This window comes from Rhizobium sp. 05L429 (genome assembly GCF_056397645.1).
Genome location: NZ_JBFTNV010000035.1, coordinates 64943 through 80553, shown reverse-complemented (window position 1 = coordinate 80553; position 15611 = coordinate 64943). Strand labels below are relative to the sequence as shown.

At 61.7% G+C, this 15611-nt stretch carries 15 protein-coding genes; 10 read left to right on the top strand and 5 right to left on the bottom strand.

What is annotated here, in order from left to right:
• The coding region (locus tag AC1DNW_RS28880) for a GMC family oxidoreductase (RefSeq protein WP_477855155.1) at positions 1 to 462 on the top strand (462 nt) is incomplete at its 5' end.
• A 44-nt stretch (positions 463 to 506) separates the two neighbouring features.
• Here AC1DNW_RS28880 and AC1DNW_RS28875 read toward each other — a convergent pair.
• Positions 507 to 1031: a phosphotransferase-like protein gene (locus AC1DNW_RS28875; RefSeq protein WP_113309135.1), complete on the bottom strand. Its 525-nt coding sequence runs from the start codon at positions 1029 to 1031 to the stop codon at positions 507 to 509.
• Positions 1032 to 1061: 30 nt separating this feature from the next.
• Positions 1062 to 1664 carry a TetR/AcrR family transcriptional regulator gene (locus AC1DNW_RS28870; RefSeq protein ID WP_477855154.1) on the bottom strand — a complete coding sequence of 201 codons (603 nt, stop codon included), beginning with the start codon at positions 1662 to 1664 and terminating at the stop codon, positions 1062 to 1064.
• 122 nt (positions 1665 to 1786) lie between these two features.
• On the opposite strand from AC1DNW_RS28870, the gene AC1DNW_RS28865 reads away from it, so the two are divergent.
• The 3 genes from AC1DNW_RS28865 to AC1DNW_RS28855 all read left to right on the top strand — a co-directional run bounded on the left by AC1DNW_RS28865 (position 1787) and on the right by AC1DNW_RS28855 (position 3078).
• Positions 1787 to 2167: a DUF4267 domain-containing protein gene (locus tag AC1DNW_RS28865; protein WP_477855161.1), complete on the top strand. Its 381-nt coding sequence runs from the start codon at positions 1787 to 1789 to the stop codon at positions 2165 to 2167.
• Position 2168: 1 nt separating this feature from the next.
• Positions 2169 to 2489: a DoxX family protein gene (locus AC1DNW_RS28860; protein WP_113309137.1), complete on the top strand. Its 321-nt coding sequence runs from the start codon at positions 2169 to 2171 to the stop codon at positions 2487 to 2489.
• Between the two features lie 211 nt (positions 2490 to 2700).
• Positions 2701 to 3078 (top strand): hypothetical protein, encoded by a 378-nt coding sequence (locus AC1DNW_RS28855; RefSeq protein WP_477855153.1) that lies wholly within the window; start codon positions 2701 to 2703, stop codon positions 3076 to 3078.
• Positions 3079 to 3099: 21 nt separating this feature from the next.
• On the opposite strand, the gene AC1DNW_RS28850 is transcribed toward AC1DNW_RS28855, so the two are convergent.
• On the bottom strand, positions 3100 to 4017 hold the full coding sequence (locus tag AC1DNW_RS28850) for a DUF1003 domain-containing protein (protein ID WP_113302111.1): 918 nt from the start codon (positions 4015 to 4017) through the stop codon (positions 3100 to 3102).
• Positions 4018 to 4146: 129 nt separating this feature from the next.
• On the opposite strand from AC1DNW_RS28850, the gene AC1DNW_RS28845 reads away from it, so the two are divergent.
• The 4 genes from AC1DNW_RS28845 to AC1DNW_RS28830 all read left to right on the top strand — a co-directional run bounded on the left by AC1DNW_RS28845 (position 4147) and on the right by AC1DNW_RS28830 (position 8347).
• Positions 4147 to 4362, top strand: coding sequence for a DUF4267 domain-containing protein (locus AC1DNW_RS28845; protein WP_113309139.1), 216 nt, complete (start codon positions 4147 to 4149; stop codon positions 4360 to 4362).
• Positions 4363 to 4711: 349 nt separating this feature from the next.
• A complete protein-coding gene (locus tag AC1DNW_RS28840; protein WP_477855152.1) occupies positions 4712 to 6415 on the top strand; it encodes an adenylate/guanylate cyclase domain-containing protein in 1704 nt (567 codons plus the stop codon).
• Between the two features lie 129 nt (positions 6416 to 6544).
• Entirely contained in the window at positions 6545 to 7000 is a 456-nt protein-coding gene (locus AC1DNW_RS28835) for a GNAT family N-acetyltransferase (RefSeq protein ID WP_113309141.1), read from the top strand.
• A 237-nt stretch (positions 7001 to 7237) separates the two neighbouring features.
• Positions 7238 to 8347, top strand: coding sequence for a sulfite oxidase (locus tag AC1DNW_RS28830; RefSeq protein WP_113309142.1), 1110 nt, complete (start codon positions 7238 to 7240; stop codon positions 8345 to 8347).
• Between the two features lie 167 nt (positions 8348 to 8514).
• Here the strand turns inward: AC1DNW_RS28830 and AC1DNW_RS28825 are convergent, their stop codons facing one another.
• The gene (locus tag AC1DNW_RS28825; protein ID WP_113309143.1) at positions 8515 to 9951 is read right to left on the bottom strand and encodes an adenylate/guanylate cyclase domain-containing protein; all 1437 of its coding nucleotides are present in this window, start codon (positions 9949 to 9951) and stop codon (positions 8515 to 8517) included.
• A gap of 557 nt (positions 9952 to 10508) precedes the next feature.
• Positions 10509 to 11078, bottom strand: coding sequence for a beta-keto acid cleavage family enzyme (locus tag AC1DNW_RS28820; protein WP_113309144.1), 570 nt, complete (start codon positions 11076 to 11078; stop codon positions 10509 to 10511).
• A 211-nt stretch (positions 11079 to 11289) separates the two neighbouring features.
• Here AC1DNW_RS28820 and AC1DNW_RS28815 point away from each other — a divergent pair, with 211 nt between their 5' ends.
• Positions 11290 to 14391, top strand: coding sequence for an ATP-binding protein (locus tag AC1DNW_RS28815; RefSeq protein ID WP_477855160.1), 3102 nt, complete (start codon positions 11290 to 11292; stop codon positions 14389 to 14391).
• Between the two features lie 13 nt (positions 14392 to 14404).
• Positions 14405 to 15607, top strand: a complete 1203-nt coding sequence (locus tag AC1DNW_RS28810) for a YcaO-like family protein (protein ID WP_113309152.1) — start codon at positions 14405 to 14407, stop codon at positions 15605 to 15607.
• Positions 15608 to 15611: the final 4 nt, after the last annotated feature.

Genomic DNA, 15611 nt, shown 5'->3' with positions numbered 1-15611 from the left:
CATCTCTACTGGCTCGCCTATCACGGCGAACAGCGGCCGGTCGCTTCCAACCGCGTGCGGCTGAGCGCCCAGACGGACGAGACGGGCCTGAAGCGGCTGGCGATCGATTTCGCCTTCGCCAGCGAAGACCTGACCTMCCTCATCAAAACCCATCACGCGCTCGCCGAATGGATCGGCGGCCGCGACATCGGCAGCTTCGAATGGCTCTGCCCGCCGGAAGACCTGGAAGAGGCCGTCCGCCGCCAGGCACTCGACGGCTACCACCAGATCGGGCTCACCAGAATGGGCGCCTCGCCCCGCTCAAGCGTCGTCGACGGCAACTGCCGMTGCCACGACCTCGCAAACCTCTATGTCGCCGGCAGCTCGGTCTTTCCGGTGTCCGGACAGGCCAACCCGACATTGCCGGCGGTGGCGCTGGCACTGAGGCTGGCGGATCATCTGAAGGGGGAATTGCAGGGCTAGGCGAAATGGATGAGTGGTACACGACGCGGACAGCTCTTGACCTGTTATGAGGCAGAGGCCGGCCGCCTGCGCCACGCGTCCACTATCGCGGAAACAACGGCATCCTGAGGGTCGCTGGTGTCCACTTCGATGTCATACTCGCAGTAGCCATGGGTTTTGAGGTGGTACGCCGCTTCCCCGATGGAGCGATTTCCGCGGTCCCGTTCGCGTCGCTCGATCTCCTCGATCGGGGCATGCACGCCAACCCAGAAGGTGTCCAGGTGCGCAAGGAGCTGTCGCAACTGCAGCCACCAGCTTGCTTCCTCGACGATGTGTTCGACGAGCAGATCATTGCCAGCTTCGGCAAAACCAACGATCGAGCGATGGAAGCCATTGAAGAACCTGGCTCGTTCATCGTGCGCGCCAAAATCCCGATTTCTACGCTTTATCGTCCGAAAACCCGCATCGGCAAGTTGATCCGAGGCATAGTAGCAAAAGGGCTCCGGAAGAGCCGTCCGCAAAGCTTTTGCCAAGGTGGATTTTCCAGCACTCGATGTGCCGTTCAAAAAGATGATGCGACCGTTCTGCATCGTTTAGGCTTCTCACACTCAAGGCAAAAATCAAGAGTTTGCACCACGGCTCGGCGGTTTCCTTCCTGCATCCACGATCGCCCGGACGACAAGCGCGATGCGTTCGTCACGCATGGCGGGCCGAATGCGGCCCGACCGTTCGAGCTCGGCAAGTCCGTGAAGGGCTGCCCAGAAGGTTTCGGTCACGATCTCCGCATCGGCGCAGAACGGAGATACCACTGCCGCCAGCACCTCGAAACCGGCCCGAAGTTCCGCTCGCGTGTCGGCTTGCGCGAACCGCAATTGGGTCGGGAGGATAAACATGGCCTCATAGAGCGACGGGCGGCTGTGCGCGAAGGCGAAATAGGCCACGGCGACATCCATGAGGGCATCTTGTCGGCCGTTCGCCCCGTCCGCGGCACTCAGAAGAACGGCCGTGAGCTCCTTGAAGCCCTCGACTGCGACTGCTGCTACGATCGCGTCCCTGTTCTCGAAATGTGAATAGAGAACCGGCTGGCTATATTCGATCTCCTTGGCCAGCCGGCGGATCGTGACGGCATCCCATCCCTCGCTCTCTGCGATGGCACGGGCTGCCGCGACGATACKATCTTCGCGATCGGCGCGTTCCCGGCTTTTTCGCTCTGCGATACCCATTCGAAAACTCCCCTGCACGGACATGTGAACATCAGGACCATATCACGGCTTGAAAATCTAGCAACGCTAGCATAAATAACTAGCATCGATAGATTAACTTAACTCGCTAGAAGGATGGCATGATGGACTGGCTTCTGAATGGGATCGCATTGCTCGTGGCCCTCGCAATCATCGCGATCGGCACCGGTTATATCGCGAACCCGACGACAATGACGCGCAGCTTCGGCCTGCYGCTTCCGGCAGACGACCCTAACACCGTCCCGTGGCTTCGCCTCAAGGGCGTCCGTGACATCGCGGCGGGTCTGCTCGTGCTCGCCTTCATGCTGTGGAGTACTGAGCGTGAGCTCGGCCTCGTCCTGCTGGTCGCGGCGATCATCCCTGTCGGCGACATGCTGGTTATTCTCGCCGCTAAAGGATCCGCGAAAAGCGCCTTCGGCATCCACGGCCTGACGGCAGCCATCATGGCGCTCGCCGCCATCCCGATGATGACAGGGGCGCACTGAGATGGTCCACACTCTCTCCCTCTGGCTCCTTGGGGCAGCATTCCTCGGCGCGGGCATCGTCAACGCGATCGGCGCGGCGGGAACGCGAGACGATTTCGTCAAATGGGGCTATCCGCGCTGGTGGGGCATCCTGACCGGCGCCCTCGAGATATCGACCGCCGCCCTGCTCGCGCTTCCCGTCAGCCGCATTCTTGGCCTGGCGCTTGCGGCGGTCGTCATCGCAGCCGCGATTTTCACCGTTCTGCGCCACCGCGACTATCAGCATCTTCCGCCGCTGAGCGTCTTCGTGACCCTGATTGCTCTTGCCACGATCTCATCCTGAGCACCGTGAGCATATACCCTGACGGGATTCACAAGGCTGCACAATTCAGGATAGCGCAACATCTGTTAGAACATTTTCCGGGCATCAATGTTCTTTCATACCATAATCAGCAATGGCTAATTGTTGTTATCGACGCCAGGAGTGCATCATTTCCCCGGCAGGTTGGAAAGACGCAATCGAAGATCATCGACATCAAGGTGGAGGAAAGAACATGAACCGCATCGCAGCTTTCGCAGTGATCCTTGTTTTCGGCGCATTCCCCGCAATCGCCGCGACCGCGATGACAGGCAAGGAACTGACGGCCCTGTTGTCAAATGGCAAGGAACTCACCTTGGGCGGACCGAAGGAAGGGTATAGCGGCAGCCTGTCGATATCGAAGGACGGAACCGCCAAAGGTCAGGTCAAGCTCGAAAACGGTGACGTGATCCCGATCGAAGGCAAATGGCACATTGCCGGCAACAAGTTTTKCCGAACCTGGAAGGCCGGCCGAGACGCCGGAAAGCAGATCTGCGAGACCTGGAACAAGACCGGCCCGAACTCCGTGCGCGTCATGAGCGGCAAGCGCGATCTCGGCCTCAATTCATGGTGATCGCCGAACCGGTTGGATCGGCTATTCCCCCTTTTCGTCGGTCTCATCTGCCCCGGGCTTGGTGCTGAAGAGGCTCTTGAGCGCATTGGTCTTGGATTTCTGCGCCTTGCTCAATTTCAGCGCCCGATTGGCGGCCTTGGCCTGTTCCAGCATCATTTCGATCTGGATCTGCTGGATCTCGGTCAGCCGTTCCCACTGCCGGTTCAACAGGTGATCGACCTTTTCATGCAGGTGGCGGATTTCCAGCTCGGCCTTGAGATTGACCTTATAGTCGTTGAGCGCCCGCAACCGATCCTTTGCTTCCTGGCGGCGCTGGCTCATCATGATGATCGGCGCCTGCAGGGCGGCAATGGTCGAAAGGATAAGGTTCAGCAGGATGAAGGGATAGACGTCGAAGGCGGCTTTCTCGCCAAGCAACAGGTTGATACCCATCCAGACGGCGAGGAAGAAGCAGAAGGAGATGATGAAGGTCCAGCTTCCGCCGAAGGTCGCCACGACATCGGCGACACGATCGCCGAGCGAACGGTGTTCCTCGTAATCCTCTTCGATGTTTTCGGCGAGCGTGTCATGCGTCTTCAGGCTCTCGACGACCTCGTCCTCGAGGTTGGAGAGCTCGCCGCGTTCGTCGCGCAGCAATTCGGCAATGTACTGGCCGCGATAGTCATCGACCATCTTGCGGCTGATATAATCGTCCGAGCGGATGCCGGGGTGTTTCTGCCGCACGAAATCGGCGAGCGCGGGACGCAGATCGTCAAAATGGAAGGCGTCCTTCTTCTTCAGTGTGTGGCCGGTGATCGCGTCCACCAGCTTGACGGACTTTGCCTTCGCCTGCGCCAGGCTCTTGGAATAGTCGTCCATCTCGACGGTGGCGGCTTCTCCGTGCCCGGCATCGAAGTCGACGATTTCTCCTGTTAAATCCAGGGGTTTCTCTTCTGCCATCTGCTGATCCTCGCTGCCGATTTTTCGCCCGTCTAGCCATCAATTCCAACAGGATTGTGACATKGATTTCATTGTAAATTGAGGGGGCTGACGGGTGCGGCGGAATGCCGCCTCGCGCCGCAAGAGGGTATGCTCCGCCTCAAGGGCGTCCGCGACATCGCGGCGGGATTGCTCGTGCTTGCCTTCATGCGTTGGTGCACGCAGCGCGAGACCGGCCTCGTCCTGCTGGTCGTGGCGATCATCCCCGTCGGCGACATGCTGGTCATTCTCGCAGGCAAAGGCTCCGCAAAAAGCGCCTTCGGTATGCACAGCCTGACGGCAGCCGTCATGGCGCTATTGCCATGATGACAGGCGCGCGCTGAGATGGTCCGCACTCTCTCCGGCTGACCGATACCAGCGCAGACTGGGCACGGAAACAGGGGAGCCAGCTGATGGCATGCTTTCAGGAGGAAAGGCTGGCACGGGATGTCACAGGGGTCCAGCGCACCCAAGTCCTTGAGTGTGGGAGGGGCCGCGAGCGGATGGTCCGCATTGGATACTCATTTCCCTGTCGTCCACCTCGACGCCGTCGGTCACAAGGAACGATGACGGCTCGATGGAGGTGGAGATCGCCTGGACATTACCTCTTGCCACTTGTTGACTCACCGGTGGTTGAACAATAACTTGCTAATTCGGTCGTTAGGCTTGTCCTCACATGACGGATCAATCTCTTCAGCGTCGCCTTGCCGCCATCGTCGTTGCCGATGTGGTGGGATATTCACGCCTGATGGAGGCTGATGAAGTCGCAACGCTGGCGAACCTCAGGGAACTCCGTTCCGGCATTATCGAGCCGGCTGTGATGCGTCACAACGGTCGCGTCTTCAAGGTCGTGGGCGACGGCTTCCTGATCGAATTCGGCAGCGMCGTGGACGCGGTCGCAGCAGCGTTGGAAATGCAACGGGCCACCACTGCTGTTAAGGCTTCCGGAGACCGGCGCCTGCTTTTGCGTGTCGGCGTCAATCTGGGAGATGTCATTGACGATGGTTCAGACGTCCTCGGCGACGGGGTCAATGTCGCGGCGCGCCTCGAGACGCAGGCCGCGCCGGGAGGTATCTGCATTTCAGCCAGCGTTCACGGCGAGATCGTCGGCAAGATCGGCGACCGGTTCTTCGATGCAGGCGAACGCTACCTGAAGAACCTGACCCGCCCAGTCCACGTGTGGCATTGGCCGGATGCGCTGCAGAGCATATTGCCGCTGCCGGAAAATCCCTCGATCGCTGTATTGCCGTTCACGAATATGAGTGKGGATGAAGCGGACGCGCCTTTCGTCGACGGCTTGACCGAAGACCTGATCACCGACCTTTCCCGTACGGCTGGCCTGTTCGTCATCGCGCGCAATTCCGTCAACGGCTACAAGGGCAAGGCGGTCAACGTAAAGCTGGTCGCCCAGGAACTCGGCGTCCGCTACGTCCTGGAGGGGAGCGCCAGACGCGCAATGGGCCGTGTCCGCATCAATGCCCAATTGGTCGACACGCTTGCCGGCCAGCACTTGTGGGCCGAGAGGTTTGACAGGACGGTGGAAGATGTTTTCGAGTTACAGGATGAAGTTAACGCCAAGATTGTTGAAGCCCTCGTCGGCCGGCTGACCATCCCGACGCCGCGCAATCGGCCGAAGAACTTTGAAGCCTACGATCTGTGTGTGCGCGCCCGCCTCCTGACGGAAGAGTCGCCGCAAACCGAGCGTGAGGCCTATATGCTGCTCCAACGCGCGGTCAAGCTCGAGCCATCCTATGCCGAGGCGCTCGGTCTGCTCGCCTATAACCGTTGGCTTGCCTGGACTCATTTCGGCGAGCCCGAAGATCCCAACCGCCAGATGGCGGTGACATCAGCGCAGAAGGCGGTCGACCTGGATCCCAACGATGCCGGCTGCCGTTACGTTCTGGGGACCATTCTGGCTTATGAGCGGCGATGGGAGGAATCGGAGGCCGCCTTCGCCAAAGCCCTGGAGCTGGACCCCAACCACGCCGACACCTGGGCCGCCATGTCGGACTTGTCCGTGCTGGACGGCAGGGTTGCCGACGGACTGGCGCAGATCGAAAAAGCTCTGCGGCTCAATCCCTACCCAGCCTGCTGGTATCTTTGTCATCTTGGGCAGGCGCAATACGCCGCGCGTGACTATGAGGCGGCAACCGCTACGCTCCGCAGGAAAGACACGTATCGTACCAACTCACGCAAATTCCTGGCTGCTACGCTTGCGCAGTTGGGCCACCGCGAGGAGGCGCGGCGAGAAGCAGACTTGTTCCTGATCGCCCACCCTCATTTCACCATCGCCCATTGGCTCAGCTCCCAGCCGCTGCGCGATGCATCTGTACGAGACCACTTTGTCGACGGCTTCCGAAAGGCCGGCCTGCCGGAGTGACAGGGGAACCGGAGTCCCCTTCTAGCAGCCTGAATCCCAGAACCTGTCAGTCTGTTTTCGGCCCTGAAGCGGACGAACAGCCGCAACGATCGACTAGACAACCGCCGTCCTTTCACGCACTCTCGCGCGATGATTGCAATTCTAGAGACTCTCCCGGCCGAGCCAACTGCAGATGAGCTTGACCACCTCCTTAAACCGCTGGTGGACTTCAATAGCCACCACACCGCGACCATAGCGGAATGGCCTCATCTTGGTATAGTTTTGAGGCAACCGGAGACTGCGGAGATCGTCGGCGGCCTGTATGCGTTCGATGAACTCAATTGGCTATTCGTCAAGTATTTAGTTGTGCCTGAGGCACTCCGAGGAAAGGGTCTTGGCCGTCAATTAATGGGAGAAGCGGAGCGCATTGCCCGCGAACGGGGCTACCTGGGCATCTTCCTGGACACCTACGACTTCCAAGCAAAACCGTTCTACCTGAAGCTTGGTTATGAGCAGTTTGGGGAACTCGAAGGGGACGACCGAACGCCCCGACGGTTTTTCCTAAGAAAGGTGCTTTCTACGGAAAACCGGAGACTGGGGACCTAACGCTTTGCCAACAGTCGGAACATGGCCACTTCTGGCGTAAAGCGGTCAAGACCGCCGTCGGCCGTTTTGCTGCCGTTCGAGGTCGATCCGAGGAACGTGCGGTATGTGCTAGAATGCGGCCCGTAGGCGGCCCTAAGGCCGAATGGGACAGACGCGCAGCGAGGGGCGGTGTGATCGTACCGGAATTCGCGCGACCGAGAGCCGACGTTGTGCTCTTCAAAGGGGAAGACGAGGAAGATGCCGACACCACAGCAACCCGGTCTGATAGTTCGACAGAAATCCCCTGAGAATATCGAGTTTCCGTTTGCGTCGCTCTCCGATTGGCTGATCCCAACCGAACTGTTCTTCGTGCGAAACCATTTCCCGTCGCCGGACCTCGATGCGCGAGACTGGAGATTGCGCGTTGGCGGGGCGGTGGAGCGGCCTATCGAACTTGACCTCGACAGCATCAAGGCGATGCGGAGCACGACTTTGACCGCGGTCGTCGAGTGCGCAGGCAACGGGCGCGTCTACTATGAGCCGCCGAGGGAAGGGTTGCAGTGGCAGAACGGAGCCGTCGGCAATGCCGCGTGGACAGGTGTTCTTCTGCGCGACATTTTGGAAATGGCGGGCGTCAAGCGAACCGCATGTGAGGTTCTGCTCACAGGCGCCGACAGCGGCGTCGTCGACTCGAACAAGAAAACGGCTTCTCCCGGCCCCATCGCGTTTGCGCGCAGTTTGCCACTTGATAAGGCCATCGCCGACAGCACGATCCTTGCCTATTCGATGAACGACAAGCCGTTGACGCGCGATCACGGCTACCCGCTACGCGCGGTCGTGGGCGGCTGGTTCGGCATGGCCTGGGTCAAGTGGATCACGCATATCACGGTTGTGGAAAAACCGTTCCTTGGCTACTGGCAGGCGCGCGACTATTTCCGTTGGGAGCGCAGCCTCGGGGAACCCACGCTGGTCCCCCTTGCGCAGATGGAGGTCAAAGCGCAGATCGCGCGTCCCGTACAGGGGGCGCGTCTCGTCGCCGGCCAACCGTACCGGATTTTCGGAGCCGCCTGGAGCGGAGAGGCTCCTGTCCGGCAGGTGCAGGTCTGCACCGGAGATGGCAGGGGCTGGCGCGAGGCAAGGCTCCTCGAAACGGAACGTCCCTTTGCATGGCGCTTGTGGGAGTACATCTGGACCCCTGAAGACGTGGGGCGATATACACTGCGATGTCGCGCGATCGATGGCGCGGGGTGCGTGCAGCCCGACCACCAGCGTTCCGACTGCGAGAGCTACGTGGCCAATTGGATCATTCCGGTGGAGGTTACCGTCGTTCCCGAGCCGAAGACGTACGAAGAGGAATTCGTGATCTAATCACCCGCCTGGGGCGGAATGGCGGCTTTTGGCGCAACTGCGACCCCACCAAGCCAGAACATCACCGGGCACCGCATCACCAATGGCAGTTGCTCGCCTCAAGTCGTCGCAACGGCGTTGATTGCGGTCGTGCAAACTTACTTTGTGAGCCAAGCAGTCATCTCGCCTTAGGCGGCTGCCCCCACCCGAAAAACCGGCAAATCATGTTGCACACCTCGAAGATGCGCAGTTCTCGGCTCGACCACAAAAGCCGCCAGTCCGTCGCGAACCCCAATCGCTTCGTAAACATCCTGACTGACGAAAATCTCGTCAGCGTCGGCAAGGTCTTGGACGCGCGCAGCGATGTTCACAGTCTGGCCGAAATAGTCGAGGCGCTCGTTCAGCGTAACAGCAATTGCCGCGCCTTTGTGGACGCCGATTTTGAGGATCAGAGCGTTATCTGGCTGCCGCTTGTTGAACGAGGCGATTTCGCTGCGCATATCGAGCGCCGCCCGCACGGCATCGGCAGGCCGCAGGAACGCCGCCATCACCGCATCGCCGATTGTCTTGATGATCGCGCCGTTGTGGCGAACTGTTACGTCCTGCAGCCGGTCAAAATGCTGTTGCACAAGCGCAAAGGCATTCAGATCTCCGATCCGGTCATAGAGCGCAGTCGAGCCCTTCAGGTCGGTGAATAGGAGAGCGATGTCCTTGACGCTGAGCCCTTCGTGGCTGCGGATCACCTCGGAGCGGAAAAGGTCGCGGAACGTCTGGGTCGTGAGCAGCCTCTTTCCTGAGAGGAACGGCGCGAAGTGGAGCGGCGGCGGCCTATCGACGCCGGGCGGCAATTGAAGGATTCCGAACTCGATGCGTTTGTCCGCGACATTCGACATCTCGAAAATCACCTTGCCGGCCGCGATTGTGCCTGCATCCGGCGTGCTGGACTCGAGGTCAAGACGGATTGCAACGCGCTGTTCGCCAGTCGGGAGTGTGGGATCGACAATGAATGTGATACCTGCGTCGCTGTCGGAGCTGCTGCCATGTAATACGCCAGCTTCTGCGATTATCTCAAAAACGGTCGTCTCGCCCGGCTCGATATAGGCTAATCCGCGGCTCAGCATCTCCCTCAGGTGGACAAAAGGCGTTCCGTCAGGGATCAAGCCCTCATTCGTCGAGCTATAGCGGAAAAGATAATCTTCCACCGTCAGCGTCTGCGGATCGTGATAGGCGATGCGGCGAATGGCGGGGTTCACGGTGAACGTTATCGCGATCATGTCGTCGAGAGCCGCCACGAAATCCAGATGGCAGTGGGTGCACCGGCAGCGACTGCCGAGATTCTTGAGAGCCCGGAAGCTATCGATGACACAGGAGCAGACCGGACAGATCAGAATCCAGGTCATGTCGAAGAGACCTAGCGCGGTGGCGTGCAGGAAGAGAGCAATTGTTTCCTCCTCGTTGAGGCTCTTGTCGGTGGCAAATTTGATCGGATTGATGCGGAAGAGCTCGGCGTCGCTTGCCGAACGGATGTTGCCCTCGAGCTTGGATACGATCCGCGCACTCCAGCTCCGGGCAGATTCTAGCGCCGTTAGCTTCTCTTCGAGGTTCTTCTCGTCGATCGATGCCATGGCGGCCTCCTCCCCGGACTGCCGTATTGTCAACCGAACGAGTCAGATGATTGTCCAACATCAGCGGTTTCACAAGTTGGCACCGTTCTAGGTTTACCATAGTAAAAGGCTTCATTGTAGTGGCAAGCCCCCAGGGTCCCAAGACGTGAGGAGTTGGTGCCGACGAGCCTTTCCGCCGCATCCTCCTGGCKGAAGCGGTCCTGAACAAGATTAGCGTCCGATTTCGCGCTTTCGCCGAAGGGTCGGCCACCGCCACTATTTCTCGACTGTCAATTCCGTCCGATCTGGGGCCGATATCGGCGCATCGCCGACCGGCTTTATTGGGGCCGTCTTCGGACTGTCCGCTTCGGGAGCGTAGAAAATGAAAGCGGTCACGCAACCGTCATGCGCTGAATCGGTCCAAAACAGACTCTATGCCAGTCTGACCGAACGAACATTTTTTCAACCTTCGCGACCGACTGGCCATTGCGCGTGTTGGTGATCCGCTAGCATGGCACCGAAGATTTCCGGGATCGATGCTCAGTGCCGCAGATCTGTTTCCCCGATTTTTCCTGCTTTCAGCCGGGCGGCGGCAGGCCAAGCAACGCCCGCGCCTCCGCAGCGGTCGCCGCGCGGCGCCCGTACTTTTCGATTGTTTCGACGCATTGCCTGACCAGCGCCGCGTTCGAGGGCGCCAACGCATCCCTGCCGATGCGGATGTTATCCTCAAGGCCTGTGCGGCAGTGTCCACCCAATTCGGCGCACCAATTGTTCAGCGTCACTTGGTGCCGGCCGATCCCAGCAGCGCACCAGGTCGCATCTGGCATGAGCCTCTTGGTAGTCTTTACCATGAACTCGAACGCCTCGCGGTCGACCGGCATGGCGTTCTTCACTCCCATCACGAACTGGACGTGAAGCGGCCCTTTGAGGCGCCCGTCCTTGACCATGCTCGCAGCTTGGAAGATGTGACTGAGATCGAACGCTTCGATTTCGGGTTTTACGCTGTGCTTACGCATCTCCGAAGCCAGCCAGTCGACGAGGTCGGGACTGTTCTCGTAGACGCGGGTTGGGAAGTTGTTTGAGCCGACTGCCAGCGAGGCCATGTCCGGCCGCAGCGGCAACATGCCGCCGCGCTCCGGGCCGCCCATTGCCACGTCCGTAATTCTGACGGGTCGGCGACCTCCGAATCTCTTTGAAATCGTTACGTAATTTCGACGTGCGGGTCTGCCCCGCCGCACGGCATTTCGAGCCGCGTACAATCCGATCTCCTTTCAACTTTTGGCTACCGACACATCGTGTCGGCCTGTGTTATAGTCGCTCTGTCAGGTGCAGGATTTGGCAGACACGCAAGGGGCGGCGATGGCGAGCGAAAGTCCTATCAACTCACCGAAGCACCCACGAAAATCGCCGGGCGGGGGCGCGCGGCCGGCGGAGCATGGCAGCGAGCGGCGCCTCATCACGGCGCTCTGCTACGATCTTGTCGGATCGACAAATCTTTTCCATCAACTCGATATCGAGGACTTCCAGGAGCTGATTTCCGCCTTTCAGCAGGCGGTGCGGTCGGCGATCGTCGCGCGTTCCGGCGTGATGCGGGTCGAGGCCGGTGACGGCGGTGTTGCCCTTTTCCCGACGGAACTTGGCTCGCGCGATGCCGCGTCACTGGCGATTCGCGCTGGCTTCGACGTTATCGAGGCCTGCCGGCGCGTCGGCCGCGAGGCGCGGCGCAGCGACATGCATGTCCGCGTCGGCATCGCCACCTCCATCGCGCTGGTCCAGGAACCGCGCGAGGAAGTCCCTTCGCAGGTGCCGGTGACGGGGGCGGCGCTCGCCATGGCGACGCGGCTGGAAGCGCTCGCGGCCCCTGACAGCATTCTCGTCTCGGAGGAAACGAAGACCCTAGCTGGACGCGCCTACGCCTTCATCTTCGAGGGCAGCCGGTCGCTAAAGGGATTTGCCGAGCCCGAAAGGGTTTGGCGCGCGCTCGAACATCGTACCGAAGTCACCCGCTTCTACGCCTTCGGACGGCTTGGCGGTTCCTTCATCGGCCGTGCCGCCGAGCTTGAGACAATTGGCCGTTGCTGGCGAGAGGTCTTGGCCGGGAAAGGCCAGATCCTGGCGATCGAAGGCGACGCCGGCATCGGCAAATCACGGCTTTTGCGGGAGATCCGCAAGCTTACCCGCAAGGAGCGATCGAGGACCTTCCTGTTTCAGTGCGCGCTCGGCGGCGCGCGCTCCACGCTTCACCCACTCATGCATGGCTTTCCCGGCACGGCGTCCAAGGCGGTTGGCCCCTCACGCCTGACGGCGACAACCGTCGCCGCCGCGTTCGCGCACCACGGCATAGAAGAGCCAGACGTCGCCGAACTGTTTTCGTATCTGCTCGGCGCTGCGGGCCGAAACGAGTCCCTCTCCGGCAGCGATCCCAAGGCAATCCGCGACAGGGCGCGGCGGGCGACCATCCATGCGCTGGAGACCGTCGGCGCCCGCGGTCCGCTGATCATGGCGGTCGAGGATATTCACTGGATCGATCCGACGTCGCAGGACCTCCTTGGGGAAATCGCCCGCACGGTTTCACGGCTTCCCATCCTTCTCGTCGTCACCTTGCGCCCCGGCGCCGCGATGGATTGGGCCGGCGGTGCCGACGTGGTGCACTTGTCGTTGAAACCCCTCAATCGCGACGAGACGAAGCAGGCGATCGAAGCGAGTTGGCCGGCACACAAGCGCACGGCGCTTCCGGAACTTCTGGAGGCGACGGAGCGGATTTCCGGCGGCGTTCCGCTGTTMATCGAGGAGATCTGCCAGTGGATCACGGAGATCGCGCCTGCGGATGCGGCGAATATTCCTGAGGCAATCGCGCATGACGGCGAGGCCAAGGTCTCTCACACGCACGCGCTTGCCTTCGAAGGGATTCTCGACGAACGGCTCGCGCGCCTCGGACCGGCGCGGGACGTGGCGCGAGCCGCGGCGATCGCCGGCGGCCGTACCACGCTGCCGCTGCTTCACGCGCTTTTGCCGGATCTCGCCAGGCGGTCGCTGGCGAGTGCGGCGGATGTGCTGTGCGAGACCGGCTTTCTGACGCGTGGCCGAACCGGCGGAACCGTGATCTACCGCTTCCGACACGCCCTGATCCAGGAAACGATCTACGAAGCACTGCTGCGCAAGCAACGGCAGGTTCTGCACCGGCGGCTGTTCGACGCCGTCAGCGACGACCGTGGGCTGGCGGAATGGATCGACACCGGCGGGCTCGCCGACCAGGCGGAACGCGCCGGGCTCACGGAGGAGGCAATTCGGCTGTTCATCGCCGCCGGCTCCGAGAGTGCCGGCCGCTCGGCGATGATCGAGGCGCGCCACCATCTGGAGCACGCGCTGGCCCTTTGCGCCGAGATGGACGAAAGCGAGGCGGTCGACGCCTTGCGGCTTTCCGCCTTCACCAGGCTCGGCCCGATCCTCACTGGCCTCGTCGGCGCCAATTCTCCGCCCGCCCGCAAGCTGTACGAAGACGGCGTCGCCATCGCCCGCCGCCAGCCGAAGGAAGACCAGCCAAAGTGGTTTCCGATCTATTGGGGCTGGTGGCTGACCGGGCCTGACTTTCTCGTCATGCACGACCGCGCACTCGAAGTGCAGATGATGATGCTTGGCACCGAAGATCGCGAAATCGCCCTGCAGGTCAAGCATTGCATCTGGGCGATCGACTTCAATCTCGGCTGGCACAGGGAGACGCAGGAGGCGATCACGGCGGGGCTTGCGCTCTACGACGAGCGATCGGCCGAAACCGCGCGAACGCTCTATGGCGGCCACGACGCCAAGGTCTGCGGCCTCGGACAACTCGCTCTGTCGCTCTGGCTGACGGGACAGGGCTCGGCCTCGGACACAGCACTTGCGGACATGGTCGGCCTGGTCGAGCGCATCGGCCATGTTCYGAGTACCGCCCATTCGCTCGACACCGAGGCGGTCTCGGCCTTCTACCGCGACGATTTCGAGCGGCTGGCGGATGTTTCGAGCCGGATGCAGCTCTTTGCCCAGCAAAATGAGATGCAGTCGCTMGCTGGCATGTCGCTGCTTTTCGGCGGCTGGGCCAAAGCCCACAGCGACGACCTCCTCGCCGGCCATGAGATGTTCGGCGAGGGATTGGCGCTGCTCAAGGATCTCGGCGCCGTCGCCGACCTGCCGATCTATCTCTACATGCACGCGACCCTGCTCGGCCTTGCCGGCAAGTACGAGCAGGCCATCGACGTCGTCACCGACGCCATCCGGCAGGCCAAGGAAACCGGCCATGCCTACTGGCTCGCCGAACTCTACCGCTGCCGGGCCGTGCTGCGCGCTCGGGGAAACGTGAAAACCAATCTTGTCGCCGCCGAACTGCTGACCGCCGTGACCATCGCCGAAAGCCAGGGTGCGATGGCTCTGCTGCAAAGGGCGAGCCGCTCAACCCGGGAGCTGGGCGTTGTTATCGGACGCTGACACGGCCGAAGGCCTGACCCCTGCCCCGCCGGCGATCGACGGACGGATTGCCGACTTTCGCGACGAGCTTGCCGCCGGCTTGAGGCAACCGCTCGATACGCCGGCCGACCCCGGCGCCGCCGAGGCATGTTTTCGCAGGCTACTCCCTTTCAGCCGCCGGGCCGGCATCACCCGTCTCGCCGACCTGACCGGGCTCGACCGTCTCGGTCTGCCGGTGGCGCAGGCCATCCAGCCGGCCGCGCTTTCCGAGGTGACCTCGCTTGGCCGCGGCCTCACCCTGATGGAGGCGGCGGTCGGGGCGATCATGGAGGGTCTCGAGCGTTTCTTCGCCGAGCGCATTCCCTCCTCGGACTGCTTTCTTGCGACCGCCGACGAGCTTCGGATCGACGCGGCCCTGCTCGAAAACCTGCTGCTTCCCCACGCCGGCACCGCATGGCGATCGCTGCCAATTCCCTGGACCTTGGCTGTCGATGTCGCGAGCGGAGCGCCGCAGCCGGTGCCGCTCGAACTTGTTCACACCTGCTATACCGATCCCGAGCCACAGGGCGACGGATTGTTCATCCGCACCACCACCGGCCTTGCCTGCCACAGCACGGCGCGCGATGCCTTCGCGCATGGACTGTTCGAATGCATCGAACGCGACGCGATCGCGCGGGCCTTCGCCACCCACGGCTTTTTCGATCGTTGCCGCATAGCGACATCGCACATCGGGCCGAAGGTCGAGCATATTCTTTCAGTCACCCGGACGCAGGGCATCGCTTTCGCGCTTTGGCACGCCCCCTCGCCCACCGACCTACCGGTGATCTGGTGCCAGGCGATCGAGGCCGGCGCGGCTGAGCCTACCCTGGCGTTGCCGACGGAGGGCCATTCGGCGGGCTTTACCGTCGAGACAGCGGCGGCGAGCGCGATGCTGGAGGCATTGTCGGCGCGCGCCGGGGCGATTTCCGGCGCGCGCGACGACCAGACGCGCGAACACTATCGGAAGAGCACCGATCCGCTCGTCGCGGACGCCCGCCGCCTGATCCTCGAAGCCACGGCTGCGGGCACGGCAGCGTCGCCCTTCGCCCCAACATGCCTGCGCGACGTCGTCGACCGGGTTGCCGCCTGCGGGCTTGGACCTGTTCTCGCCGTACCGGTCGGAGCGGACGCCGAAGCAGGCGTGGCCTGCGTGCGAACCATTCTTGCGGGTGCGCGGCCGTTTTCAATTTTGCGTTGAGGGG

What these genes read in the sequence shown, in the direction of transcription:
- AC1DNW_RS28860 (WP_113309137.1), top strand. Translation starts at nt 2,169, where the DNA reads ATGGTCCACACTCTCTCCCTCTGGCTCCTTGGGGCAGCATTCCTCGGC.
- AC1DNW_RS28830 (WP_113309142.1), top strand. Translation starts at nt 7,238, where the DNA reads ATGCCGACACCACAGCAACCCGGTCTGATAGTTCGACAGAAATCCCCT.
- AC1DNW_RS28835 (WP_113309141.1), top strand. Translation starts at nt 6,545, where the DNA reads ATGATTGCAATTCTAGAGACTCTCCCGGCCGAGCCAACTGCAGATGAG.
- AC1DNW_RS28825 (WP_113309143.1), bottom strand. Translation starts at nt 9,951, where the DNA reads ATGGCATCGATCGACGAGAAGAACCTCGAAGAGAAGCTAACGGCGCTA.
- AC1DNW_RS28845 (WP_113309139.1), top strand. Translation starts at nt 4,147, where the DNA reads ATGCTCCGCCTCAAGGGCGTCCGCGACATCGCGGCGGGATTGCTCGTG.
- AC1DNW_RS28820 (WP_113309144.1), bottom strand. Translation starts at nt 11,078, where the DNA reads ATGGGCGGCCCGGAGCGCGGCGGCATGTTGCCGCTGCGGCCGGACATG.
- AC1DNW_RS28875 (WP_113309135.1), bottom strand. Translation starts at nt 1,031, where the DNA reads ATGCAGAACGGTCGCATCATCTTTTTGAACGGCACATCGAGTGCTGGA.
- AC1DNW_RS28850 (WP_113302111.1), bottom strand. Translation starts at nt 4,017, where the DNA reads ATGGCAGAAGAGAAACCCCTGGATTTAACAGGAGAAATCGTCGACTTC.